This is a genomic window from Marinobacter sp. B-12, assembly GCF_056857915.1.
Genome location: NZ_JBSXOB010000059.1, coordinates 349,173 through 375,739 on the forward strand (window position 1 = coordinate 349,173; position 26,567 = coordinate 375,739).

The following is a 26,567-nucleotide window of genomic DNA, read 5'->3' on the forward strand; positions in this document are numbered from 1 at the left end:
AGGGATGTTCGCTTCCGATCATAACTAAGAAAATAGTTCGATATAGAAATTTTCACAACCGTTTTGAGCGATAAATCATAAGATTCTTTCGGCCCTCCCTGACAAACGAAAATCAAAGGCGCCCTCCGCTGGCGCCGTTCCCCATCATCCCCAGCGTAACAGCACCAGGAGCCACGCCACCGACACCGCCAGCGCTACCCAAAGCGTAATGTCGCTGACGGCCAGGAACGCAAGGTGAATATAGGCCGCCGACAGCAGGCCGATGAAAAGACGATCCCCACGGGTTGTCGAAATCGGCAGGAATCCTTTTCGCTCGGTACACGGCGAAACCACTTCGTAGACGGTCATCGTCAGCAAGATACAGGCAATGACCGCAAAGAAAATCGCAACCGTTGGTGTCCAGTTCATCCATTCAATCATGATACGTCTCCTTATACCCGACCCAGTGCGAAGCCCTTGGCAATGTGGTTGCGAACAAACCAGACCACCAGCACGCCGGGAATAATGGTGAGCACACCGGCTGCCGCCAGCACGCCCCAGTCAATACCGCTTGCCCCGACCGTTCGGGTCATGATGGCACCAATCGGTTGCGCGTCCACAGAGGTCAAGGTTCTGGCCAGCAACAACTCCACCCACGAGAACATGAACGCGAAGAAGGCGGCAACGCCAATGCCCGATCGAATCATCGGCAGGAAAATCTTCACGAAGAACTTGGGGAAGCTGTAGCCATCAATATAGGCCATCTCGTCGTATTCGCGCGGCACACCCGACATGAAACCTTCCAGGATCCAGACCGCCAGCGGCACGTTGAACAGACAATGCGCAAGCGCCACCGCAATGTGGGTATCGAACAGCCCTACTGACGAATAAAGCTGAAAGAAAGGCAGTAGGAAAACCGCTGGGGGCGCCATACGATTACTCAGCAGCCAGAAGAACAGGTGCTTGTCACCCACGAACTTGTAGCGACTGAACGCGTAGGCGGCCGGCAAGGCAACCAGAAGCGTGATTGTCATGTTCATGGACACGTAGATCATCGAGTTGATGTAACCCGAGTACCAGCTTGAATCCGAGAAAATCACAGCGTAGTTGGCCAGGGTAAAATTCTGTGGCCATAACGTCAGGCCGCCGAGAATTTCCTGGTTGGTCTTGAACGACATGTTCAGGAGCCAGTAGATCGGAGTCAGCAGGAGCACGATAAACAGTGTCATCCCGAAGCCCTTGGAACGTGAATAGTTCATCACTCTCTCCTTATTTTTCTTTGTCGAGGTGAGTTATGGCGGTAAAGAACACCCAGGACACCAGCAGCACGATCAGGAAGTAGATCAGCGAGAACGCCGCCGCCCGGCCGATATCAAACTGGCCAATCGCCATGGTGGTGAGTGTCTGGCTCAGGAAGGTTGTTGAGCTGCCTGGCCCGCCACCGGTGAGAACAAAGGGCTCGGTGTAGATCATGAAGCTGTCCATGAACCGCAGCAGTACCGCAATCACCAGCACACTTTTCAGGCGCGGTAACTGGATATAGCGGAACACGGCCCACTTGGAGGCACGGTCAATTTCGGCAGCCTGATAGAAGGCTTCGGGAATGGCACGCAAGCCTGAGTAGCAGAGAAGAGCCACCAGGGGTGTCCAGTGCCATACGTCCATCAGCAGCACCGTCAGCCAGGCATCCACCGTGTCGCCGGTATAGTTGTAATCCAGCCCCAGCGCATTCAGGCCCCAGCCAAACAGGCCGATGTCACCACGGCCGAAGATCTGCCAGATGGTCCCGACCACGTTCCAGGGAATCAGCAACGGAATGGCCAGAAGGATCAGGCACAGAGAGGCCTTGATACCGGATTTCGGCATCATCAGCGCAACCCCGATCCCGAGGGGGATCTGGATCGCCAGCACAGCGCCGGAAAACAGGAACTGCCTGAGCAGGGATTCTCTCAGCCGCTCGTCAGCAAGCACTTCGCGAAACCACTCGGTACCAACGTAATAGGCGTTACCCGGGCCAAAGATATCCTGGACCGAATAATTCACAACGGTCATCAGCGGTATCAGCGCTGAAAACGCCACTAGTATGAAAACTGGCAGTACGAGCCACCAGGCACGATTATTGGGAACCTTATTCATTGGTCCTTCTCCTCTACCAGAAACTCGTCCACGTAAAGCTTCAGCCACTTTTCCGGAAAGCTGAGCTGAACCTGGCCGCCAACTGCAAAGTGCTGGTCTTCCGTCAGCCGAACCTTCAACGTTTCGAAATCCAGCTTGACCGTCATGACCTTGTAAGTACCCAGGTCCTCGACATCCAACACCTCGGCTTCAAACGTATCGTCCGCCGGCATATCGGACGCCTGGATAAACTCCGGGCGAATACCGATCTTGAGATTGTTGGACTGCAGGCGCTGCAACAGCTCGACGTGTTGAACACTCAGCGGGACAACCGTGCTGCCGAAGCAGACCCCGCGTGGGCAACGCTGAACCTCAATCAGATTCATGCCGGGGCTACCGATGAAATACCCCACAAACGTGTGGTTGGGCTGTTCGAACAGCTCCGTTGGGGTGCCAAATTGCACAATCTGACCGCCATACATCACCGCAATCTTGTCAGCGAAGGTGGACGCCTCAAGCTGGTCATGAGTGACGTACACCATGGTGATGTCGAACTGTTCGTGAATCTGCTTGAGTTTGCGGCGCAACTTCCACTTGAGCTGGGGATCAATCACCGTCAAGGGTTCATCGAACAGGATGGCGGACACATCGCCCCGAACCAGGCCTCTACCCATGGAAACCTTCTGTTTCTGGTCCGCAGACAGGTTCTTGGCCTTCTTTTGCAGCTCGTTTTCGATCTCCAGAATCTCCGCGATCTCATGCACCTTGGCCTTGATCTGGGAGGACGGCACGCCGGTGTTCTTGAGCGGAAACGCCAGGTTCTGGTACACCGTCATCGAGTCATAGATCACGGGGAACTGGAAAACCTGGGCAATGTTCCGATCCCGTGGAGACAGTTCGTTCACCCGTTTGCCATCGAACAGAACATCGCCCTCGGAAGGCTGAAGCAGGCCCGAAATGATGTTCAGCATCGTACTCTTGCCGCAGCCTGAGGGGCCGAGTAAGGCGTAGGCTCCCCCCCTCTCCCAGACGTGGTCCAGTTGCCGGATCGCGTAGTCGTCAGGCCCGGCCGGGGTGTCGCTGTAACTGTGAGCCAGGGACTTCAAATGAATTTCAGCCATCAGACCGACCCTCCTGTGAGCTGTGCCGGTGTGTGCACCAGACTTTCGTCTTTATCGAATACGAACAGTTTGTTGATGGGCAGGTAGATCTTGATGGGCGAACCGGTGTGGTACTGGTGTACGCCCATCAACTGCATCACCATCTCGAAGTAGCGATTGCGCACGTGCATGAAGGTTTCGGAGCCACTGATTTCACTGAGCTCGACCTCCATGGACATCTCGAGATCATCCTCGTTGTTGGGGACCAGTCCAATGTGACTCGGGCGGATACCAAACCAGTAATCGCCGGGTTCGAGCCGTGCGAGTTCCTGGGTCAACGCATGATGGGAGTATTCGTCGAAGGTCACTTCCGTGTCGGTTACCCGGCCCTTGATCATATTCATCGGCGGCTCACTGAACAGCTGTGCCGCCAGGGTGTTCACGGGGTTACGATAAACGTCCATTACCGGGCCGGTCTGAACGATCCGCCCTTCGTCCAGGAGTGTGGTGACGCCTCCCAATGCCAACGCCTCGTTGGCTTCGGTGGTGGCGTATACGGCAATGCACTGGCGTTCGCGAAACAGTTCCCGCAACTCAGCACGCAATTCTTCCCGCAGTTTGTAGTCCAGGTTCACCAGCGGTTCGTCAAACAGGATCAGGGTCGCGTCCTTGACCAGTGCCCTGGCCATTGCCGTGCGCTGCTGCTGACCACCCGAAAGCTCCAGCGGATACCGCTTGAGCAAGGGGTCAATCTGCAACATATTCGCGGTTTCTTTCACCCGACGGTCGATCTCGCTGTCCTTCATCTTGGCCAGGCGCAAAGGCGAGGCGATGTTTTCGTACACTGTCAGGTTGGGGTAATTGATGAACTGCTGATAGATCATGGACACATTTCGTTGTTGAACGCTTTGCCCCGTCACATCATTGCCGTTGTAGATGAGGCGGCCCTCGTCGGGCTTGTCCAGACCGGCCATCAACCGCATCAGTGAGGTTTTACCGGCCAGTGTGCGCCCGAGCAGAACGTTGAACGAACCTGCCTCAAACGTGATATTCGCGTCCCGGATGTAATCGACTCCATCCACGACACGGGAGAGGTTCTCCAGTGTTAAGGACATAGGCTTTCCTTTGTTGTTCTTGTGGCACGTTATCCACGGCCACCTGACGGCGGCCAACCAGAATTCGATTTCGAATACCTAAACGCAATGAGCATACCAATATAGGTGAAAACCACATCGAAATTCTTATCTATCTGTTTTTACTGCCTTTAAAATTATACAAAGTTTCTTTACTGAAAACACAAATGTTCGCTATCAAACTTTTTGTTCAATTTGAACATTGACCTGAACAACCTATGAGCACATTATTGAACACCCTTGAGAACAGATTCGCGGCATCGAACCACGCTGACGGGTACCACAAGAACAAAACGAAGCTTCAGGAACGCGGAGGATTCGCGTGAAAAGACAACAAGAGAGGGCGGAATACCGATCCATCATCGCGGATTCCTGGAACCGCTGTATTGGTTACGGGCTTCACCATGACTACGAGCCCGAACCCGCGAACCTCGACGACCGTGCCCGGGAAACGCTGGAAGAGAGCCATGAAGCGTTACTCAGTACGACAGAGACGGAAGTCCTTCCCTACTACAACAACATCATGTCAAACAGCCGCTGCCTGATCCTGCTGGCCGACTCCCACGCCCAGGTTCTGAAAGGCTGGGGCGACAAACGCCTAACCGAAAGCCATCTGCGGCCATGGTTCAGTGCAGGCGCCAGCTGGCACGAACGCTACGCAGGCACCAACGCCATCGGCACATCCATCGCCACCCGGTCCCCTGTCCAGGTCCAGCGAAACGAACATTTTCTCAAACTCAACCGGAGCATCATCAGTTCCGCTGCGCCGATATTCGATACTGACAGAACCCTGGTGGGCGTTCTCAGTGCCTTCAGTGATGCCTACCTTCCGCAGGCCCATACCCTGGGCATGGTGCGTCTGCTCTCGCAATCGGTTGAAAACCGCTTGATCGTCAGGCAACTGGGGGGCGATCACTTTATCCTCACCCTCAACACCACAGCGGACAACATCGACAGCCCCTGGTCGGGACTGATCGCGTTTGACCACAACGGCCGAATAGTTGCCTCCAATCAACGGGCAGATCAACTGCTCGGCGAGCCTTTGTTTGGGCGCAACCTGAGTTCACTGTTTATTGAAAACCGAAACCTTGTACTGAATCACTCCCACAACACCCCCATACAGCTCACAACCACTAAACGAGTGCGGCTGTCAGGACTGTTGAAGCGCCCGATCTCGCTCGACACGGTCACCACGAAGCCCGCACGCGCAATACCCCTTGCCAAGCCCACGGAGCCTGGCCTGGCTGGCGTTTCCATCGACGATATCGAACATGGGGACCCACTGGTTCGGCGCTGCGCCGACCAGGCGAGGAAGGTTCTGGAAAGAGGGGTTCCGATCCTGATTTGTGGTGAAACCGGCGTCGGCAAGGAAGTGATGGTCAAAGCCTTGCATGGAACCAGCCAACGGAGCGCGCAGCCGCTGGTCTCCGTTAACTGTGCGGCGATCCCACCGGAACTTGTCGAATCCGAACTGTTTGGCTACGAGGCTGGCGCATTCACCGGCGCCCGTGCCCAGGGCTCTCTTGGCCTGATACGCAAGGCAAACAAGGGCATTCTGTTTCTGGACGAGATCGGCGAAATGCCCCTGGCCGCACAGTCCCGGCTATTGCGCGTGCTGCAGGAACGGGAAGTGACACCGGTGGGGTCCACGGAACGCATTCCCGTGGATATATTGCTGGTGTCTGCGACCAACCGCCCGCTCGCAGATCGCATCGACAATGGTGAGTTCAGAGCGGATCTCTTCTACCGCATCAATGGCCTCAGCCTGGAGCTTCCGCCACTAAGGGAGCGAATGGACCGGCGCGAGCTGATCCGCAGAATCTATCTGGAGCATCGTGACAGTGGCCAAGCGGACACTTTGAACAACGAGGTGATGGCGGCGCTTGAGAATCACCCCTGGCCCGGCAATATCCGCCAGTTGGTGAACATTGTCCGCGTAGCCGTGGCCATAGCCGACGGCGACGACGTGCAACTCTGGCACCTGCCGGAGGATTTCCTGGCGGATTATGAGAGCCCAACGAAGCCTGATCGCAAACCGGTATTCGATGCATCGCCCTTTAGAGAGTCGCCCCAGGCCAATGACAACTCCCGGAATGACACCATGGATCAGACACTGGTGGTCTACCGACAGTGCATGGGCAACGTATCCCGTGCAGCCAGGGAACTGGCTGTCAGCCGCAACACCCTGTACAAGCGACTTCGGGATCTGGGTGTAAGGTAGTCACAGCTTGCGTATGGCCTTGATCCAGCCGTCGTAGAGTTTGTCACGTTGGGATTTGGTCATCGTTGCCTCAAAACTGCGGTCGCATCGCCACATACTGCTCAGATCTTCCAGGCTTTTGTAGACGCCCGCCTGCAGACCAGCGAGATAGGCGGCACCCAGCGCGGTGGTCTCCACCAGTGCGGGCCGATCGACCCGCGCCCCAAGGATATCCGCCAGAAACTGCAGCACCCAGTTGTTGGCCACCATGCCACCGTCCACACGCAGGGTAATGGGCCTGATGCCATCCTTCTCCATTGCCTTCTGCAGATCCTTGGTCTGATAGCAAACCGATTGCAGACCAGCGGTCACGATTTCCTTGATCCCGGTATCACGGGTCAGCCCGAAAATCGCCCCACGGGCATTGGGGTCCCAGTAAGGTGCGCCCAAGCCAGTAAACGCCGGTACCAGATAGACACCGTGATCCACCGGTGTGCCTTCCGCCAGAGGCTCGGTCTCACAGGCGTCCCGGATCAGCTGCAGTCCGTCTCGCAGCCACTGGATAGCGGCACCGGCTATAAAAATGCTTCCTTCCAGAGCGTAGGCAGGTTTGCCGTTGAGGCGATAAGCCACCGTCGTGAGCAGGCGATGTTCGGATGTCAGCGCCTTGTCGCCGGTGTTCAGCATCAGGAAACAACCGGTGCCGTAGGTGCTTTTCGCCATCCCGGTTTCGAAGCATGTCTGGCCGAACAGGGCCGCCTGCTGATCCCCCGCCATACCCATGACGGACGTACCATTCAATCGACCGTTACCGACGATCTGGCCGAAGTCCGCTGCCGAATCCATCACCTGCGGCAACAACGACGCAGGAATACCGAACAGGTCGAGCAACTCCGGGTCCCACTCCTGATCGTGAATGTTGAACAGCAAGGTGCGGCTGGCATTGGTCGCATCGGTCCTGTGCTCCCTGCCGCCTGTCAGCCGCCAAAGGAGAAAACTGTCGATGGTGCCAAACGCCAATTCTCCGCGTTCCGCCCGTTGCTGGGCGCCCGGCACATTGTCCAGCACCCAGCGAATTTTCGTCGCCGAAAAATAGGGATCAATCAATAGCCCTGTCTTGTTGTTCACTGAAGGTTCAAGGCTTTGTTTCTTGAGCGATCCACACCAGTCCGCGGTTCTCCTGTCCTGCCAGACGATCGCCGGGTAGATGGCTTCGCCCGTTGCACGGTCCCATAACACCGTGGTTTCACGCTGGTTCGTTATTCCAACAGCGACAACCTCATCGTTGTCACCACACCCCTTGGCCATCACGTCATCGCAGGTTTCCTGGACGGTATGCCAGATGTCTTCCGGGTCATGCTCGACCCAGCCACTCGCGGGAAAATGCTGAGGAAACTCCTGCTGGCTCGTCGCGTGGATGTTGCCATCGAGGGTGAAAAGGATGGCACGGGAACTGGTTGTCCCCTGGTCGATCGAGAGAAGGTACTGAGTCATAGTTGTCTTGCCTCGGCAGTGTTCTTATTTTTTCGTATTTTTACTTTTTTGAAAACAAAAGCCAACTATTTTTGCGGGAGAAAACTTACCCGCACGCCGCAATCCCTACACAAGCCCCTAAAAATGCTGCACAAAGGCACAAAACACTCTAAACTGAGTTCAGGTTTGAAATCGCTATTTCGTTCGTTACAGAAAAAACCGTGGACCGGAGGAAGTTGAATGGCACAACGACGCCGACAGGACCTGATAATGGAGCTCATCCAACAGAACGGCTTCGTGACCACCGAGCAACTAGTTGACCAGTTCAAGGTAACGCCGCAAACCATCCGCCGGGATTTGAACGACCTGGCCAGCCAGAAGAAACTGCGCCGGCATCACGGTGGCGCTGGCATCGACTCCAGCACGGTGAACACGGCCTACCAGGCTCGCAAAATCATGGACCTGGAAGCCAAGGAACGCATCGCTGAAGCGCTGGTGGACATGATCCCCGACAACTCCTCCATGTTCATCAACATCGGCACCACCACGGAAACCATCGCCAAAGCCCTGCTCAAGAAAAACAGCCTGCAGGTGGTCACCAACAACCTCCATGTCGCATCCATTCTTTCCGCCAAGGAAGACTTCCACATCATTATTGCCGGTGGCGAAGTTCGTAACCGCGACGGCGGCATCGTGGGTGAAGCCACCCGGGACTTCATCAACCAGTTCAAGATGGATTTCGGCATTATCGGTATCAGCGGCATCCACAGCGACGGATCTTTGCTGGACTTCGACTACCGGGAAGTCCGGGTTGCCCAGTCCATCATCGAAAATTCCGGCCAGGTACTGCTGGCCGCAGACCATTCCAAGTTCGGCCGCAACGCCATGGTTCGCCTCGGCAGCATTGCCCAGGCCGATCATGTGTTTACCGATGAACCGCCTCCCGTCGAAATCCGCCAGCTCCTACGTGAGAACAACGTGGAACTGCACCTGGTCTAACCCCTCTCCATCGACGTAACCACCGCCCAGCCATAGCCTGACAGCCTGACTCACTACGCATCCGCTCATCCTTTTCGTTTTTTTTCTATATTTTCCTTTACGAATATATTCTGCTTTCGCATAATGTAGATATACGTTTCCGTGAACATCGGAAAGAGCCCGGAAGCGCCCTTTCATTGGCGTCAGGAGTTGACTCAAGATGACCGAGGAGAACAGTACATTTGACGTTGTCGTAGTGGGCGGTGGCGTCAACGGCACAGGTATCGCCATGGACGCTGCAGGCCGCGGCCTGAAGGTGTTGCTTTGCGAAATGAATGACCTCGCCTCAGCCACCTCGTCCAGCAGCAGCAAGCTGATTCATGGAGGACTCCGATATCTTGAGCACTACGAGTTCCGCCTGGTACGTGAAGCCTTGGCAGAACGGGAGTCGCTGCTGCGTAATTCGCCACACATCATGTGGCCAATGCGCTTTCGATTGCCACACCGCCCTCACCTTCGCCCCGCCTGGATGATCCGGACCGGACTGTTCCTTTATGACCATTTGGCCAAGCGAGAAATCCTTCCGGGGTCGCGCTCAATCAAGTTCGATGAGAAGGATCCGCTCAAGTCGGACATCACCAAAGGCTTTGAGTATTCGGATGGCTGGGTGGATGATGCTCGCCTGGCGGTACTGACCGCCAGGAAAGCCCAGGAGTGCGGCGCCACCATCCTGACCAGAACCAAATGCATCAACGCCGAACGCGGTTCGGATTCGTGGAACGTATCGCTTCAGGATATGAATGACGAAAGCATCCACCACGTCTCCGCCAAGGTGATTGTCAATGCCTCAGGCCCATGGGTAAGCCGACTGTTCAGCGAAAGCCTCTCCATGAAAGCGCCAAGAATCATTCGCATGGTCAAAGGCAGCCATATTGTGGTGCCTCGCCTCAATCGGGAAACCGAGGCCTACATTCTCCAGAACGAAGACGAACGCATTGTGTTCGTCATCCCCTACGAGGACGAGTTTTCCCTGGTAGGTACCACCGATGTGGATTACGAAGGCGATCCAAAGAAAGCGAAAATATCACCGGAAGAAACGGAATATCTGCTGGACATCGTCAACGCGCACTTTAAACGCCAACTAACGGAAAGCGATGTGGTGTGGTCCTATTCCGGCGTTCGCCCATTAATGGACGACGAAGAAGGAGATGCCAAGAAGGCTTCCCGCGACTATTCGTTTGAAGTGAGCCGGGAAAAGGGCAAGGCACCGGTCATCTCCGTCTTCGGTGGAAAGATCACCACCTACCGCAAACTTGCGGAAGCTGCGACGGACAAACTCTGCCAGTTTTTCCCTCACGCCCGCGGCCCGTGGACGAAAACAGGCACTCTACCCGGTGGTGATTTCGAAAACCACGACACTCTTGAGGCAAGCCTGTCGGCCGAATACCCATGGCTTCCTGAAGCTGTCTACAGCCGCTACGTGCGCACTTACGGCACCAAGGCGTACGACTTTATAGGCGACGCAAAATCCATCCAGGATTTGGGATATCGGTTTGCCGGCACACTCTATGAGCGCGAAGTCGAATACCTTATCAAGCACGAATGGGCGATGACGTCGGAGGACATTCTCTGGCGCCGTACCAAACAGGGGCTTTATGCCACTGAAGAGAATGTCCGCGAGTTGGACCGTTTTTTGTCCGCCCGAGTAACCAGAAACGTTGACGCACTCACTGCCTGAGGATATCGCGGACACGTTGCCGCAGTTTGGGAATAACCTCTTCTTCAAACCAGGGGTTGCGACGTAACCAGAGATTATTCCGGGGGCTGGGGTGTGGTAGCGGAACCACCTCGGGCCAAACCTCCCGCCAGCGCTTCACGCGCTCGGTCACCGAAGCCTTGGGCCCGGGCAAATGCCAGGCGTGAGCGTACTGGCCGATCACCAGAGTCAGTTGCACTCCCTCCAGGCGCTCGAGCAGAAGATCCCGCCATGCTGGCGCGCACTCCGGACGAGGCGGCAGGTCCCCTGATTTCCCAGTGCCCGGGTAACAGAACCCCATCGGCAGTATCGCCAACTGCTGGTCATCGTAGAAGGTGTCACGATCCACTCCCATCCATTCACGCAGGCGGTCACCGCTGGGATCGTTGAACGGCAGGCCGGTGTCATGTACGCGACGTCCTGGCGCCTGACCCACTACCAGCAACCGGGCGGATTGAGACACCTGAACCACCGGACGTGGCTCGAGAGGCAGGTGCGCCTCGCAGATCCGACACCGGCGCACGTGGGCCACCAACTCTTCGAACGGCATCCGGGAATAGCTACGGGTCATTGCCCTCCCCCTAAACTTCCGGGTTAGCCAGCGCTTCGGCGGCTCCGAGCAGGCCGGTGTACCCTTCCATCACCACATAGACCGGTGTTGATTCAAGCAGGGGCCGCATCCGCCCCTTGTCTTCGAAACCTTTCTGGAACGGGCTCTCCAGGAAAAAATCGATAAACCTGGGGAGAATGCCACCACACAGGTAAACGCCCCCGGTGCTGCCGAGAGTCAGAACCCCATTGCCAGCAACACGCCCAAGAATCTCGCAGAAGTGCCGCAACGTCTGGCGCGCAAGCAGATCGGACTGATCCAACGCCGCGGCGGTTATTTTCTCCGGCGCGTCCAGGGCGGCGGCCACACCCTGTATATCCGCGTGGGCCTGGTAAAGGTTCAACAAACCCTGACCACACAGGATACGTTCGACGGAAACGCGACCAAACCGGGCCTTCAGAATTCGCAGGATAGCCATCTCGGTGTCGTCAGTCGGGGCAAAGTCCACGTGGCCGCCTTCGGTCATCAGCGGCACCCATCCGTGCTGCAACGGAACCAAACCTGACACTCCCAGGCCGGTGCCGGGGCCGATAACCAGCCGGGATCGCGCTGCGTTGCCCGGGCCACCGCAAACGTGGACCAGTTTATCGGCACTGACATGGGGAACCCCGAGGGCCATGGCGGTAAAATCATTGATCACCTTGAACGCGCCCCAACCAAACCGCTTGCGAACCTCCTCGCTGTCGAAACGCCAGTGGTTGTTGGTCATCCGCACCTGGGTGCCCTGCACCGGCGACGCTACCGCAAGACAGACATCCTGTACCTCCCCCACGCCGGAGCGGGCAAGGTAATCAACGATGGCAGCATCAAGATTGTCGTAGTCCCCGCAGGCAAGGACTTCAACCGCCTCAGGGGTAACGTCACCGGAGCGAACGAGAGCAAACCTGGCGTTGGTACCCCCGATGTCCCCTACCAGCGAGTAGTTGTCTTTGGTCATGCGTCGTGATTCCAGAAAAAGCTGGCGCCTTCTTCCGGGTTGCTGGCGGCTTTGCGCATCCAGCCAAACAGCTCCCGGCCCAGGCCGTGATGATAACTGCTCAGGTCCGCTTTTTCTGCCTCGCGGCTGGCAAACTCCTCTGCCGACACCTCAACTTCCAGGGATCCGGCTACCGCGTCCAGGTTGATCACATCGCCATTGCGGACCCGGCAAAGCTCTCCGCCATTCGCCGCTTCCGGATAGACGTGTATGGCAGCCGGCACCTTACCGGACGCTCCGGACATGCGGCCATCGGTGACCAGTGCAACCTTATAGCCACGGTCCTGAAGCACACCAAGGTACGGCGTCAGCTTGTGCAATTCGGGCATGCCATTGGCTTTCGGGCCCTGGAAGCGGACCACCACAACGCAATCCCGGTTCAGGTCACCCGCATCAAAGGCCGCCTTGAGTTCGTTCTGGTCATTGAACACAACGGCCGGCGCCTTCACAATCCGGTGCTCTTCCGCCACCGCAGACACCTTGATCACACCACGGCCAAGATTGCCATCCAGAACCCGCAACCCGCCGTCCGGCGCAAAGGGCTCCGCCGCCGTGCTTAGTACATCCGGCTTGGTGCTTTTCTCAGGCACCGGCTTCCATACCAACTTGTCATTCTCCAGTTCCGGCATTCGTGCGTACTGTTCCAACCCATGCCCCACAACGGTCTCAACGTCATTGTGAAGCAGACCGGCACTCAGCAGCTCTCGGATCAGGAACGGTGTTCCGCCCGCTTCGTGGAAGGCGTTCACGTCTTCCTGGCCGTTGGGATAAATACGCGTCATCGAAGGCACCGCCGACGACAACTCGGAGTAGTCGTTCCAGTCGATAATGATGCCGGCGGCTCGGGCGATGGCAATCCAGTGAATGGTGTGATTGGTGGAGCCACCAGTCACCAGCAGTGCCACCAGCGCATTCACGATACTCTTTTCGTCCACCATATCGCCCAGGCCCAACGTGCCTCCGTGGGGCTTGGACAGCCGGATGACCTGCTCGGTCGCCTCGCGGGTTAACGCTTCACGCAGTGGCGTACCTGGATTCACGAAGGCCGACCCTGGCAGGTGCAGCCCCATCACCTCTACCAGAAGCTGATTGCTGTTGGCGGTGCCATAGAACGTGCAGGTACCGGGGCTGTGATAGGACTGGGATTCTGCCTCCAGCAGCTCGTCCTTGCCGATCTTGCCCTCGGCGTAGAGCTGGCGAATGCGCTGCTTCTCTTTATTGGGCAGCCCCGACGGCATGGGTCCGGCCGGCACCAGGATCGTCGGCAGGTAGCCGAAACTTAGCGATCCTATCAGCAAACCAGGAACAATCTTGTCGCAGATGCCAAGCAACATGGTGGCATCGAACATATTATGACTCAGGGCGACCGAGGTACTCATGGCGATGGTGTCGCGCGAAAACAGGCTCAGTTCCATACCCGGCTGGCCCTGGGTTACGCCATCACACATGGCCGGAGTGCCACCCGCAAACTGCGCCACTGAGCCCATTCCGTTGGCAGCTTTGCGGATCACGTCCGGAAAGTCCTGATAAGGCTGGTGGGCCGACAACATGTCGTTATAAGCGGAGACAATGGCCACATTGGCCTTGTTCATGAATTTGAGGGTGTCTTTATCGGACTGATTACAGGCGGCAAAACCATGGGCCAGATTGCCGCAGGACAATGTGCTGCGCTGGGGTGACTGGGCTTTGAGCGCGCCCATTCTGTCCAGATAATCCTGCCGGGTGGCGCGACTGCGCTCAATAATCCGCTTGGTAACCGCGTCTACGGTCGGGTGCATAGTGGGTCTCCTGCAACTTGTTATCTAATTACTTTTTGTTCCCGTAAGTTTACTGTCTTTTTTTGCCGCTTTCACCCGCCAGTCATTCATTTTTCCATTATTTGTTGTTATATTTACTACATTAGCCACTGAAGCGAACAATAAACAATCAAATCTGGAGCCAGAATATGACTATTCGCATCGCAATTAACGGCTTTGGTCGCATTGGCCGCAATGTTCTCCGCGCACTTTACGAAAACGACTACCGAAATCAGCTTCAGGTAGTTGCCATCAACGACCTGGGAGACGCGGAAACCAATGCCCACCTACTCAAATACGATAGTGTGCACGGTCGCTTCAGCGGCATCGTGAACCACGATGCCGAATCACTCTCCGTCAACGGTGACCGCATCGCCATCACCGCGATCCGCAACCCGGAAGAACTGCCCTGGAAAGACTACCACGTGGATGTGGTCTTCGAGTGCACAGGTCTGTTTACCGCCCGCGACAAGGCCGAGGGCCACCTCAAGGCCGGCGCACGCAAGGTCATTATTTCCGCTCCCTCTTCTGACGCCGACGCGATGGTTGTCTATGGAGTGAATGACCATGTGCTGACCGCCGAACACAACATCATTTCCAATGCCTCCTGCACCACCAACTGCCTGGCACCGGTTGTTGAAGCACTGCACAGGAAGATTGGCATTGAGAGCGGCCTGATGACCACGATTCATTCTTACACCAATGACCAGAAACTAAGCGACGTATACCACTCTGATCTGTATCGCGCGCGATCGGCCACCCAGTCCATGATCCCCACCAAAACCGGTGCAGCCGCCGCCATTGGCAAGGTGATCCCGGAGCTGTCCGGAAAACTTGACGGACTGGCCGTGCGGGTTCCTACTATTAACGTTTCCCTGGTGGATTTCGGCTTCATTGCCAGCCGCGACACCACCGTGGAAGAAATCAACGAGGTCGTGAAAGCTGCAGCGGAAAACAATCCGGTCCTTGGCTACAACGCAGAGAAACTGGTTAGTGTGGACTTCAACCACAACGCCCTGTCCAGCATTTTCGACGCTAATCACACACGGGCCATGGGCCGTCATGCAAAAGTCATGGCCTGGTACGACAATGAATGGGGCTTCTCCAACCGAATGCTCGACAACGCTGTTGCACTGATGAGAAAGGCGAGCCAGTAACCCTGCTCACCTGGCATTTCACCCAGCACAACCGGAAAGCTTCACTGAAATACAAAAGGAAACTGGAACCATGCTAAGGCGCACCAAGATCGTCGCCACTCTCGGCCCCGCCACCGATTCACCAGAATCACTGTCAGCCATCATTGCTGCGGGTGTTGATGTTACGAGATTGAATTTTTCCCACGGCAGTGCGGAAGACCACATCCAACGCGCCCTGCGGGTGCGAGAGTCTGCCGCCGCCAACGGCCGGTTTGTCGCCCTGCTCGCCGACCTCCAGGGGCCGAAACTTCGCATTGCGCGCTTCGCGGAAAACAAGGTGACCCTCAAGGCCGGCCAGCAGTTTATCCTGGACGCCAGCATGGACAAGGAAGCGGGCAATGATGAGCGCGTCGGTATTGATTACGAGCAACTGATTGAAGACGTCAAACCAGGCGACATTCTGGTACTGGACGACGGCCGGATCGAAATGGAAGTGGAGTCCGTCGACGGCACCAGCATTTCCTCCCGCGTTCTTATCGGCGGCCCCCTGTCCAACAACAAGGGCCTGAACAAGCGTGGCGGCGGCCTCTCCGCCGAAGCCCTGACCGAGAAAGACAAGCAGGACATCAAAACCGCTGCCCGCCTGGGCGCCGACTATGTCGCGGTGTCGTTTGTACGCACCGCCGAAGACATGCACGTTGCCCGCCGCCTATTGAAGGAAGCTGGCTCGGAAGCCCGCCTGGTTGCCAAGATTGAACGCGCGGAACTGGCCCACGATAACGCCGCCCTGGATGCGGTCATCGATGCGTCGGACGCGGTTATGGTGGCCAGGGGCGATCTCGCGGTTGAGATTGGCGATGCCGAGTTGGTAGGCGTTCAGAAGCACATCATCAACCGTGCCCGCGCCCTGAACACCGTGGTGATTACCGCCACTCAGATGATGGAATCCATGATCGAGAACCCGATGCCAACGCGGGCGGAGGTTTCCGATGTGGCGAATGCGGTGATGGACTACACCGACGCGGTAATGCTGTCTGCAGAAACGGCGGTCGGCGACTACCCCACGGAAGCAGTGGAGGCCATGGTGCGAATTTGCATGGGTGCGGAAAAGCATCCGTCGATGCATCAGTCCAAGCACCGTATCCATGAAAGCATGGAGTTTGTGGACGAGGCGATTGCCCTTTCCGCTATGTATGCGGCCAACCATCTGGACGGTGTGACGTCGATTATCTGCATGTCGGAAACCGGTGCGACGCCGTTGCTGATGTCACGCATCAAGTCGAGCCTTCCGATTTTCACATTCTCTCGCAACCACTCTACGCAGCATCGGGTGACGATGTTCCGCGGCGTGCAGACGGTGCCGTTTGATTCGGCGACGATTCCGCCCGAGCAGACAAACTCGCGCGCGGTGGCTGAGCTGGTTCGGATGGGGGCCGTCAAGGAGGGCGACCTGGTTGTTATCACCAAGGGTGATTATGTGAATGCCCAGGGTGGTACGAACACTATGAAGATTGTTCGTGTTGGTGCGGACATTCGCTAGACGGTAATTGGGAGGTGTCGTCGTTTGTAGCCTGCTGGTTTGGTGCCAGGAGACTACGGGGCGGGGCTTCCCAAAACTGCTACGAGCACATGGATGTGCTCGTAGCGTTTCCCGAACGGCCCTACCACCAACCGCGAATACCCCAACCTCTCAGGCTACAGCTCTTGGGTAACTCACAAGCTAGAGGTCACCAAGACTCCCGCGAACAATCTCAGAAATCTGCCCCCAGTCACCGGAAGCGACAGCCTCACCAGGCGTCAACCAGGTACCACCAACGGCCGAGACGTTCTTAAGGGCCAGATAGTCCTTGGCAGTGTTGCGGCGAATACCACCGGTTGGGCAGAAAGTGACGTCCGGGAAGGGACCGGAGAAGGCCTTCAGGGCGGGGATGCCGCCGGCGACTTCGGCTGGGAAGAACTTGAATTCTCGGTAGCCCAGGTTGTAGCCAACCATCAGCTCCGAAATCGTTGAAATACCCGGCAGCAACGGCGCTTCCGAAGTCACACCGAACTCCAGAATCGCCTCGGTGACGCCAGGCGTGATCACGAACTGGGCGCCGGCGGCTTCCACCTGGCGGTACTGGGCAATGCTGGTGACCGTGCCCGCCCCGACCCAGGCGTCCGGGATCGCTTTTCGCACCTGCTCAATGGCCTTCACGCCATGAGGGGTACGCAGGGTGATTTCCAGTACTCGAATGCCACCATCAACCAAAGCCTGACACAATGGCAGCGCCTCGTCCGGGTGGTTAATGGTAATCACCGGAACAAGCGGGGAAGCGCTCAAGACCGCCTGGACGCGCTCGCGGTGAAAATCAGACAATTGGTTCATACATATCTCCGGTATAACAAATCTCGGGCAGACAGCCTCAAGCGCTCCAATAAACCTGCAACCCCGGTTTCAGGAACGCGCGGATGGGCATTTCGCGGATATTTTCGATATCGCTGCAGGCAGCCTGCAAGGTTTTCAGCTTGTCATCCCCTTTCAGGTGCATCGCCGTGAAACCCGCGCGACTCAAGGCCCGCAGCGTCAGCGTAATTCGTTTCTGGGACTGAGAAGGCGGCGTCATCGGAGCCACGACTTCCGCCGAGTCCGTATCCAGGGCCCGGTCGAGCTCAGGCGCATCGGGAAACAATGACGCCGTATGGCCGTCGTTTCCCATGCCCAGGATCAGTACATCCAGCGGCAGATGGAGCTTTTCGAGGGCAGCCTCCGCAGCTGCCAGACCTTCGGCCGGCGTGTCGCCAGGCTGTTTGAGGGACAGGTACCGGGCTTCTGACGCTGAGCCTTGCAAAAGGTTTTCCCGCACCAGGCGGGTATTGCTGTCGTTGTCGTCTTCGGGCACCCAGCGCTCGTCCGCCAGCAACACGTCAATACGCGCCCAATCCAGCGGTTTTTCCCGCAAGGCCTCGAAAAATGGCAGCGGGGTTGAGCCACCGGACACCACCAGACTGGCGCGGGGTGCAATCAGCAGCCGCTCCGAGAGGTGCTTCGCGACCGCATTCGCCAACGAAATTGCGGTGTCGTTGGGGGTATCAAAAAAATACGCATCCACCGACTCCGGCAGGTTAAGGTCATGCATCTTCATACCAGCTCCTTCCGTCACGGGTAATCATGGCGATGGAGGCAACCGGGCCCCAGGTACCTGCCGCGTAACGTTTTGGCGGGACGCCACTGTCGTCCCAGTTGCGCATGATCTGGTCAACCCATTGCCAGGCGTGCTCCACTTCGTCGCGACGGACGAACAGATACTGATTGCCTTTCATGACCTCCCAGAGCAAGCGCTCGTAGGCGTCCGGGATACGGTCGGTTTCGAAGGTTTCCGAGAACGTCAGTTCCAAAGGCCCCTGGCGCAGTCGCATGCCCTTATCCAGACCCTGGTCCTTGGTGAGAATTTGCAGGGACATACCCTCATCCGGCTGCAAGCGGATGATGAGTTTATTATTCGCCAGGTGCTTCTGATCCGGATCAAAGATGTAGTGTGGCGCTGGCTTGAAGTGAATAATGATCTGCGACAGCTTTTCCGGCAGGCGCTTGCCCGTGCGGATGTAGAACGGCACGCCGGACCAGCGCCAGTTATCGATCTCGGCTTTCAGGGCCACGAAGGTTTCGGTCTTGCTGCCGCGCGCCGCGCCCTCTTCCTCGAGATAGCCGGGCACGGGCTTTCCGCCACTGGTGCCAGCGGTGTACTGCCCGCGAACGACATGGGTATCCATCATGTCCGAAGTGATGCGGCGCATCGCCTTCAGCACTTTCACCTTCTCATTACGGATGCTGTCTGCGGACAGGTCTGACGGTGGATCCATGGCGATCAGGCACAGGAGCTGAAGAAGGTGGTTCTGCACCATGTCGCGAACCTGACCGGCTTTGTCGAAATAGCCCCATCGGCCTTCGATACCTACGCTCTCAGCCACGGAGATCTCGACGTGGGAAATATGGTTCTGATCCCACTGGGAGGCAAAAAGGTTGTTGGCAAACCGCAGCGCGATCAGGTTCTGGACCGTTTCCTTACCCAGATAATGGTCGATACGGAACAACTGGTTTTCGTTGTAGACTTCACCCAACTCATCGTTGATGACCTTGGACGACTCCAGATCGTGACCAATCGGCTTTTCGACAACCACACGGGTGTTGTGATCACAGCAGTTGTTTGCCCTGAGGTTACGCGAAATCTCGCCGTACATGGCTGGTGGTGTGGCCATGTAGACAATCAGGTTGCTGGGTTCAGCGCTGCGCCAGTCGTTGAGGGCACCGTAGCCATCTGGGTTGGTAAAATCGAGGAACTGGTAATCCACGCGCTGCAGAAACTGCTCGGCCACATCGGCATCAAATTCGCCTTTCTTGACGTGCTCTTTCAACTTGCCAAGAAGCGTCTTGCGAACCTCGTTGCTGTCTGCCTTATTTCTCGCGATTGCCAGGATACGGCTGCCCTTGTGGAGCAGCCCGGCGCGCTCAAGCTGATACAGCGCGGGAAACAGTTTGCGTTGCGCCAGATCACCAAGCGCACCAAACATCATCAGGTCACAGCGGGTATTTATCGGATCAGCCATCGGTTCCTTCTCTCTTTGTTTTCATGCGGCAGCGCACTACCGCACGACTCGAGGCATCAATGTAGTAATTTTATGCAAATAATGACACCAAATATGACACTTTCCAAGGAAATTTTCGAATTGATGACACTTTTACTACCACAAACCTCCCAAAAACACGCTATAATCAGCGCGGATTTTCACAAGAACGCCGATGATTCAGGGAGTATCCCAAATGGCTGCGAACCAGGCGCAACGCGATGACAACCTGCTCGAAGATATCCAGCTTAGACTGGACACGCTCAATAAATCAGAGCGCAAGGTTGCCGAGGCGATTCTTCGCGACCCAAGTGCCGCCACCCGTTACAGCATTGCCGCTCTGGCCAGGGCGGCGGACGTCAGTGAGCCAACCGTCAACCGCTTCTGTCGCGGCTTTTCAGCCACCGGCTTTCCCGATTTTAAGATACGCCTGGCCCAGAGCATCGCTACTGGCACACCATATATCGGTCAGAACGTGGAGCCCGACGACACTGTCGCAGAGTTCTCCGACAAAATCATGCTCAGCACCATTGCCAGCCTCGACAAGGCTCGTCAGGCCCTTGACCCCAAGGCACTGGCATCGGCCATCGACTATCTGATCCAGGCCAAGCAGATCAACTTCTTCGGCATGGGCGGCTCCGCACCGGTTGCCATGGACGCCCAGCACAAGTTCTTTCGTTTTAATATCCCGGTCATGTCGTACGATGACGCCCTGATGCAGCGCATGGTAGCCGCTGGGGCCACCAAGGGCGATGTCATCGTGCTTATTTCCTACACCGGCCGCACCCGCGAAACCGTTGAAATTGCACAGCATGCGCGCACCAACGGCGCTACCGTAATCGGGATCACCATGCCTGGATCGCCACTGGCAGACGTTTGCACGGTGGTCATTGAGGTAACGGCGCCGGAGGACACCGAGGTTTATATGCCAATGTCATCCCGCATTATTCACCTGACAGTGATCGATATCCTTGCGACCGGCGTCACCCTCAAGCGCGGGGCGGATTTCCTGGGCCACCTGAAAAAAATCAAGGAAAGCCTGAAACCTACCCGCTTCCCGACAACCTAAGCGCGCCGCTTTTAAAAGGTAACGAAGCCACTGATTTAGCATCTCATCCTTCTACGCCCCTCCTCCCCCTGAAAACTCACCCCCCTTTTTCTTCAGGGCGGAGGATGCACCACCCCTCCCGTTACAGGACTATGAAATCCGGTTTCCCAATGTCTGATTGGCAGAAGCTGCAATCAAGGGAACCGGAAGCCTGATCCGGAACTGACTGTCCACGACACGATGTCGGAAATTCCGCTTCCCTGACATTCAAAAAAGACAAAAAGCACAGGACACAGATGATGCAAAACAATAAGCGCTTTTTCCCGAACAAACTCCCGCTTGCGGTTGCGGTCACAGCTACCATCATGGCTACGCCCGCCATCGCCGTTGATTTTCATGGCTACGCCCGCTCAGGCCTTTCCACCAACACCAGCAGTGGAGGAGAACAAACCTGTTTCGGTAGCGGTGCCAACGGCCACTTTGTTGGACGCCTTGCAGACGAATGCGACACTTATGCAGAGCTGGCCTTTGGCGACCAACTCTTCAGTCAGGACGGTAAAACGTTCCGCTTCGACTCCATGGTCTCCTACGAAGCCATCAACCAGGGTAACGACTACCAGGCATTTGATGGCGCCGACGACGTCAACGGCGTCGATTTTGCCGGCCAGGAAACCACCCGCAACAACGGCAACCCCTACAGTGGCGGCGAAGTCGCGGTGCGTCAGCTCTACGTGTCCGGGACCAACGTCATTGAATCGCTGCCTGGCGCCACGCTCTGGGCCGGCAAGCGCTTCTACAAGCGTCATGACGTGCACCAGCTGGACCTGTTCTACATCAACAACTCCGGCTACGGTGCCGGCGTTGAAAACATCCAGGCCGGTGCTGGACAGTTCTCCGCTGCATGGATCAACTTCGACAAGCAGGAAAGTGACACCATCGTCCAGAACAACAAGCTGGATCTGCGCTACGCCTTTCCGGTTGGCGAAAGCACGCTGACACTGGCGGGCATCTATGGCATGGCCGACCTGACCGATGAGCAGGAAGCGGCCGGCATCATGGACGAAGACGGTTTCTTTGGTACCGTTGAGCTTGCGACGGGCTTTATGGGCGGCTTTAACAAGTTCGTCCTGCAGTATGCGACCGACTCACTGGGCGAAGCAGCATTCAATAACCAGGGTGGCAACTCAAGCCTCAATGGCCCCTACTATCCCGGTACGCTTGAGAAGAGCTGGCGGGTTCTGAACCATGGCGTGATCAAACTCGGTGGCCCGTGGGAGCTTGGTTACTCCGCCCTGTATTCCAAAGGTGAAACCTACGGCCCGATCAATGAAGAAGAACCCACCCGCCTGAGCGTTGTTGCTCGCCCGATCTACAACTGGAACTCCGTGACCAGCACGGCTCTGGAAATTGGCTACGAGGACGTGCACCAGCCCTATAACGACGAAGAGACCGATCTTCAGAAGGTTGCTATTGCGCAGCAGTGGAGCGCCGGCCCCGGTTACTGGGCACGCCCGGTGATCCGCGCCTACGCAGCAGCGTTCTTCGGCGATCAGGCGGAAGCCGCTCGCAGTGAGGGCATCGATGGCGACATCCAGATTGGTGCCCAGATAGAAGCCTGGTGGTAAGGCTCTAAACCCCCACACTCTCGTTGGATCTCCTTGGGCCGGCTTTTAAGCCGGCCTTTTTTGTGCACCCCCCTTTATTTTCTACTCCCCGTACGCCCCGCGGACTACGCCTGCAAAAGTCCGCTGCCGAAGGATGTGTGCCGAATCGCTTCGCGCAACTATGACCGTGTGACGCTTGCGTACAGGTCCTGCCGGTTCGCAGGCAACACCCCAAACAAAAACAATGGCAAAAGGATACGCGTTATGCCTGACCATAAACGGGTCGCAGGCGGCTGGGCCCTGGTACTCTCCCTGGCCCTTGTCGGCTGTAACTCCGATAGCAGCAGCTCTTCACCCGATTCCGACAACAACGGTGGAAACGACGACTCAACCGCCCTGCTGGAACCTGGTGACAACGAAGCCATCCTCTATTACAAACGCCCCGCCGGTGACTACGACGGCTGGGGGCTCCATCTCTGGAACGACGCCGCAGCCGGTTGCGATGGCCTGGCTGAAGGCGTGCCCACCGAGTGGAGCGATCCACGCACCGCCAGTGGCGTGAACGACACCTACGGCGCCTACTACATTATTCCCATGCGCGACGGTGGCGACTGCATGAACTTCATCATGCACAAGGGTGATGAGAAAGACCTGGGTGATAATGATAAACGCTGGCATTTTGGCGCCCTGGGCAATCGGATCTTCACGGTCAGTGGCAGCCAGTTGCTCTCCCCTGACCCGATCGAAGCCGAGGGCCTGGCCATCGACGGCGCCAAGGCACACTGGCTGAATGCCAATACGCTTGTTTTTGCCGACACCGCCACGGTAACCCGAGTCGAACTTCGATATGACGCTGGCGCAGGCATCACTGTCGATGACGCCAATAAAACTCTGAACGGGGGCACCGCTATTGAGCTGAGCGCAACCACCCTGTCGCCAGAGCTGGAAGAAGCATTCCCCCATCTTGCGGGCTGGCCGGCCTATAGCGTGAACACAGACAGTCAGACCAAAATGGACGCTTTACGCGGCCAACTGATTGCCGGCGCCTACAACAATGCAGATGAGCTGATATCCGCCACCCGCCTTCAGATCCCGGGTGTGCTCGACGACCTTTATGCCTATGACGGCACTCTGGGCGCTACCGTTAGCGGCGCCGATACCGGGTTTGCGGTTTGGGCCCCAACGGCCCAGAGCATGCGCCTGCACGTGTTCAATGCTGACGGCAGCATGGTGAGCGGCTATCCGGTAGATATGACCCGGGACAACGGTGTCTGGAGGCATACTGGCAACACCGCCGATGTCGACCGTAAGTTCTACCAGTATGAAGTGACGGTCTACCACCCCCGTACCGATGCCATCGAAACCACCATGACATCGGACCCCTATGCACTGAGCCTTTCCGAAAATGGCGTGTATGCGCAGGTCGTCGACCTGGCTGACAGTGACCTGAAACCGGCCAACTGGAACAGCCTGACCCCACCGACAGCGCAGGCACCCGAGGATGTCGTGGTGTATGAAACCCATATTCGCGATTTCAGCGCCACCGACGAAACCGTTGCAGTTGCCAACCGGGGCAAGTATACCGCCTTTACGGAATCCACCAGCGATGGCGTCACCCATCTGGAAGGTCTGGCGAACGCCGGCATCACCCATCTCCACCTGCTGCCGTCCTTCGATATCGCAACGATCAACGAAGACCCGGCCGAGGTGGTCAATATCGACGACGACTTCAGCAAACTATGCGACCTGTCTGACGAAGCCGCAGCGAACTATGCGGACCACTGCGGCAGTGGCGATACTATCCGCACGGTCCTGGCATCCTTCGACCCTGCAACCGGCGACGCCCAGGCGCTGTATGGCACTTTTCGTGGCCTCGACAGCTTCAACTGGGGCTATGACCCCGTGCACTACACCGTTCCCGAGGGCAGCTATGCCTCCGATGCCAACGGCGTGACCCGGATACGGGAATTCCGCGAGATGGTGCAGTCCGCCACCAATCTGGGCCTGAACGTGGTCCTGGATGTGGTCTACAACCACACCAACGCCTCCGGGCTTGCCGACAAGTCGGTTCTCGACAAGCTGGTCCCCGGCTACTACCACCGCCAGAACCCCGAAACCGGTGTTGTTGAGCAATCAACCTGCTGTGAAAACACCGCGTCCGAGCACCGGATGATGGAAAAGTTAATGATCGACTCCCTGGTCACCTGGACGTCGGAATATGGCATCTCCGGATTCCGCTTCGACCTGATGGGGCATCACATGCTGTCAAATATGGAAAAGGCGCTGGACGCCGTAACCGCTGTCGATCCAGACACCTACTTCTACGGTGAGGGCTGGAACTTCGGTGAAGTCGCCAATAACGCTCGTGGCGTCAACGCCATCCAGCCGAACATGGCCGGAACGGGCATCGGCTCCTTCAACGACCGCCTGCGTGACGCCGTACGTGGTGGTGGCCCCTTCGATGGCGGCGACGCACTGCGCGCCAACCAGGGCTTCAGCAATGGTCTATTCAGCATTCCCAACGACCGAAACAGTGGCAGTGACGCTGAGAAAACTCGACTACTGCAGATCAGCGACTGGATCCGTATTGGCATTGCCGGCAGCCTGAGCGACTATTCGCTGGTCACCGCCGATGGCACCACCAGGACCGGCGCGGAGATCGACTACAACGGCCAGAATGCCGGGTATACCAGCGATCCCCAGGAAATTATCAACTACGTCTCCAAACACGACAATCAGACGCTATGGGACAACAACCAGTACAAAGCGGATTTCGCCGCCACGCTTCAGCAACGGGCCCAGATGCAGGTGGTGGGCCTTTCCGTCCCCATCCTCAGCCAGGGCATTCCCTTCATCCATATGGGCTCGGAATTGCTGCGCTCCAAATCCATGGAAAGGGACAGTTACGATTCTGGTGACTGGTTCAATGAAGTCGACTTCGGCTACCAGGAAACCGCCTGGAATCGTGGTCTACCCCGTCAGGACAAGGACGGCGCAAACTGGGACCTGATCACCGAGATCACCGGCCAGTTCCAGGCCGGCCCGACCCCAAGCGAGATCGACTACACCCGCGAGCAGATCGAGAAACTGTTGATGGTTCGCAGCGAAAGCGAGCTCTTCCGTCTACGCACCGCTGAACAGGTCAGTGAAAGGCTGGCGTTCCACAACACCGGCCCCAGCCAGATACCCGGCGTGATTGCTTTCAGTCTCGACGACGGCCCCAACAACGGCCTGACCGATCTGGACAGCGACGTGGATCAGATCGTCGTGGTGATCAACAGCACAGGGACCCAACAGGCACTGGACACCAGCCTTAACGAGGCCTTCTCCGTGATGACGGACACCTCCCCGGAACAGACCGCTGCAACAGCAAACGGCACCTTCACGGTACCCGCCCTGTCAGTCGCTGTATTCAATCGATAAGGCCGCTGACAACGGCCCCTGGCGGCCCCATGGAAGAACAGATCCATGGGGCCAGCAACCATAAAGGAGACAATCATGAACAGAAAACTCACAACGCTGGCTTTGGCCTCGGTTATAGCCATCACAGCCGGTTGCGCCACCACCGGTGGTGAACGCGACTACAGCAAATCCCTGTATCTACGCGGGCAATTTGCCTGGTGGGATGCCTTGCCGGAATACAAGGTCAAGAAAGTGGACAGTGGGCTCTATCGCACGGAAGTGGAACTCAAGGCTGACGGGCAACCCTATGAGTTCAAGTTTGGTGATGCCAACTGGACGTCGGGTACCAATTGCGGCTATCTGTCGGAAGAAGACAAAGATGTGCAGTTAAACAAGCCGGTAAAGGCGAATTGTTCCGCTGTCTTCGAAAACTTCCGCTTTACCCCGCCCGAGACCGGCACCTACGGTTTCTACTTCGATGTTCGCGGGGAAACCCCCGAAATCTACATCAACGAGGCATCGAGTAGGAGGGGGAGTTACCTCCCCCGTCCTCTCACACCACCGGGCATACGGTTCCGTACCACGGCGGTTCATGATTGGCTCTGAAGCCGAACCATCGTATCCAGCAAGCTTACCAGAGACAGACGGTCAAACAC

21 protein-coding genes are annotated in these 26,567 nt (G+C 57.0%); 9 read left to right on the forward strand and 12 right to left on the reverse strand.

Features of this window, described 5'->3' with window-relative positions; all coding sequences use genetic code 11:
- Positions 1-144: 144 nt before the first annotated feature.
- Genes AC13D2_RS15115 through AC13D2_RS15135 form a run of 5 tightly spaced genes read right to left on the reverse strand, consistent with a single transcriptional unit; the run spans position 145 to position 4,309 of the window.
- Positions 145-420, reverse strand: a complete 276-nt coding sequence (locus AC13D2_RS15115) for a DUF2160 domain-containing protein (RefSeq protein WP_007155504.1) — start codon at positions 418-420, stop codon at positions 145-147.
- An 11-nt stretch (positions 421-431) separates the two neighbouring features.
- On the reverse strand, positions 432-1,238 hold the full coding sequence (locus AC13D2_RS15120) for a carbohydrate ABC transporter permease (protein WP_007155503.1): 807 nt from the start codon (positions 1,236-1,238) through the stop codon (positions 432-434).
- A 10-nt stretch (positions 1,239-1,248) separates the two neighbouring features.
- Positions 1,249-2,115 carry a carbohydrate ABC transporter permease gene (locus tag AC13D2_RS15125; RefSeq protein WP_036205138.1) on the reverse strand — a complete coding sequence of 289 codons (867 nt, stop codon included), beginning with the start codon at positions 2,113-2,115 and terminating at the stop codon, positions 1,249-1,251.
- Entirely contained in the window at positions 2,112-3,215 is a 1,104-nt protein-coding gene (locus tag AC13D2_RS15130) for an ABC transporter ATP-binding protein (protein ID WP_300498953.1), read from the reverse strand. Before AC13D2_RS15130 ends, AC13D2_RS15125 begins: the two co-directional genes overlap by 4 nt.
- On the reverse strand, positions 3,215-4,309 hold the full coding sequence (locus AC13D2_RS15135; protein WP_292049373.1) for an ABC transporter ATP-binding protein: 1,095 nt from the start codon (positions 4,307-4,309) through the stop codon (positions 3,215-3,217). Before AC13D2_RS15135 ends, AC13D2_RS15130 begins: the two co-directional genes overlap by 1 nt.
- Before the next feature lie 340 nt (positions 4,310-4,649).
- Between AC13D2_RS15135 and AC13D2_RS15140 the strand changes: the two genes are divergently transcribed.
- A complete protein-coding gene (locus AC13D2_RS15140; RefSeq protein ID WP_292049374.1) occupies positions 4,650-6,548 on the forward strand; it encodes a sigma-54-dependent Fis family transcriptional regulator in 1,899 nt (632 codons plus the stop codon).
- Here AC13D2_RS15140 and glpK read toward each other — a convergent pair whose 3' ends face one another.
- Complete coding sequence (glpK, locus tag AC13D2_RS15145; protein WP_292049376.1) at positions 6,549-8,021, reverse strand: glycerol kinase GlpK; 1,473 nt, start codon at positions 8,019-8,021, stop codon at positions 6,549-6,551.
- 219 nt (positions 8,022-8,240) lie between these two features.
- Between glpK and AC13D2_RS15150 the strand changes: the two genes are divergently transcribed.
- On the forward strand, positions 8,241-8,999 hold the full coding sequence (locus AC13D2_RS15150) for a DeoR/GlpR family transcriptional regulator (RefSeq protein ID WP_292049377.1): 759 nt from the start codon (positions 8,241-8,243) through the stop codon (positions 8,997-8,999).
- A gap of 199 nt (positions 9,000-9,198) precedes the next feature.
- The gene (glpD, locus tag AC13D2_RS15155) at positions 9,199-10,716 is read left to right on the forward strand and encodes a glycerol-3-phosphate dehydrogenase (protein ID WP_482938861.1); all 1,518 of its coding nucleotides are present in this window, start codon (positions 9,199-9,201) and stop codon (positions 10,714-10,716) included.
- Here glpD and AC13D2_RS15160 read toward each other — a convergent pair.
- From AC13D2_RS15160 to edd, 3 genes are read right to left on the reverse strand one after another with little or no spacing between them, the layout of a single operon-like run.
- Positions 10,706-11,305: a uracil-DNA glycosylase family protein gene (locus AC13D2_RS15160; protein ID WP_482938862.1), complete on the reverse strand. Its 600-nt coding sequence runs from the start codon at positions 11,303-11,305 to the stop codon at positions 10,706-10,708. The genes glpD and AC13D2_RS15160 overlap by 11 nt on opposite strands.
- Before the next feature lie 10 nt (positions 11,306-11,315).
- Positions 11,316-12,281: a glucokinase gene (locus tag AC13D2_RS15165; RefSeq protein WP_482938863.1), complete on the reverse strand. Its 966-nt coding sequence runs from the start codon at positions 12,279-12,281 to the stop codon at positions 11,316-11,318.
- Positions 12,278-14,098 (reverse strand): phosphogluconate dehydratase, encoded by a 1,821-nt coding sequence (gene edd, locus AC13D2_RS15170; RefSeq protein ID WP_482938864.1) that lies wholly within the window; start codon positions 14,096-14,098, stop codon positions 12,278-12,280. Before edd ends, AC13D2_RS15165 begins: the two co-directional genes overlap by 4 nt.
- A gap of 167 nt (positions 14,099-14,265) precedes the next feature.
- Between edd and gap the strand changes: the two genes are divergently transcribed.
- A complete protein-coding gene (gap, locus tag AC13D2_RS15175) occupies positions 14,266-15,273 on the forward strand; it encodes a type I glyceraldehyde-3-phosphate dehydrogenase (protein ID WP_292049384.1) in 1,008 nt (335 codons plus the stop codon).
- Positions 15,274-15,343: 70 nt separating this feature from the next.
- The gene (gene pyk, locus AC13D2_RS15180) at positions 15,344-16,792 is read left to right on the forward strand and encodes a pyruvate kinase (protein ID WP_292049385.1); all 1,449 of its coding nucleotides are present in this window, start codon (positions 15,344-15,346) and stop codon (positions 16,790-16,792) included.
- Between the two features lie 180 nt (positions 16,793-16,972).
- On the opposite strand, the gene AC13D2_RS15185 is transcribed toward pyk, so the two are convergent.
- The 3 genes from AC13D2_RS15185 to zwf are packed head-to-tail and all read right to left on the reverse strand — an operon-like array spanning position 16,973 to position 19,839.
- Positions 16,973-17,620, reverse strand: coding sequence for a bifunctional 4-hydroxy-2-oxoglutarate aldolase/2-dehydro-3-deoxy-phosphogluconate aldolase (locus AC13D2_RS15185; protein WP_292049386.1), 648 nt, complete (start codon positions 17,618-17,620; stop codon positions 16,973-16,975).
- A gap of 37 nt (positions 17,621-17,657) precedes the next feature.
- Entirely contained in the window at positions 17,658-18,377 is a 720-nt protein-coding gene (gene pgl, locus AC13D2_RS15190) for a 6-phosphogluconolactonase (protein ID WP_482938865.1), read from the reverse strand.
- Positions 18,364-19,839, reverse strand: coding sequence for a glucose-6-phosphate dehydrogenase (gene zwf / locus AC13D2_RS15195; protein ID WP_292049387.1), 1,476 nt, complete (start codon positions 19,837-19,839; stop codon positions 18,364-18,366). The genes pgl and zwf overlap by 14 nt, the downstream gene beginning before the upstream one ends.
- 214 nt (positions 19,840-20,053) lie before the next feature.
- On the opposite strand from zwf, the gene AC13D2_RS15200 reads away from it, so the two are divergent.
- The 4 genes from AC13D2_RS15200 (at position 20,054) to AC13D2_RS15215 (ending at position 26,517) form a co-directional block, all read left to right on the forward strand.
- Positions 20,054-20,926: a MurR/RpiR family transcriptional regulator gene (locus tag AC13D2_RS15200; RefSeq protein WP_292049388.1), complete on the forward strand. Its 873-nt coding sequence runs from the start codon at positions 20,054-20,056 to the stop codon at positions 20,924-20,926.
- A gap of 278 nt (positions 20,927-21,204) precedes the next feature.
- A complete protein-coding gene (locus AC13D2_RS15205) occupies positions 21,205-22,530 on the forward strand; it encodes a carbohydrate porin (RefSeq protein ID WP_292049389.1) in 1,326 nt (441 codons plus the stop codon).
- A gap of 243 nt (positions 22,531-22,773) precedes the next feature.
- Positions 22,774-25,932 carry a pullulanase-type alpha-1,6-glucosidase gene (pulA, locus tag AC13D2_RS15210; protein WP_482938866.1) on the forward strand — a complete coding sequence of 1,053 codons (3,159 nt, stop codon included), beginning with the start codon at positions 22,774-22,776 and terminating at the stop codon, positions 25,930-25,932.
- 75 nt (positions 25,933-26,007) lie between these two features.
- Positions 26,008-26,517, forward strand: a complete 510-nt coding sequence (locus tag AC13D2_RS15215) for an early set domain-containing protein (protein WP_292049391.1) — start codon at positions 26,008-26,010, stop codon at positions 26,515-26,517.
- Positions 26,518-26,567: the final 50 nt, after the last annotated feature.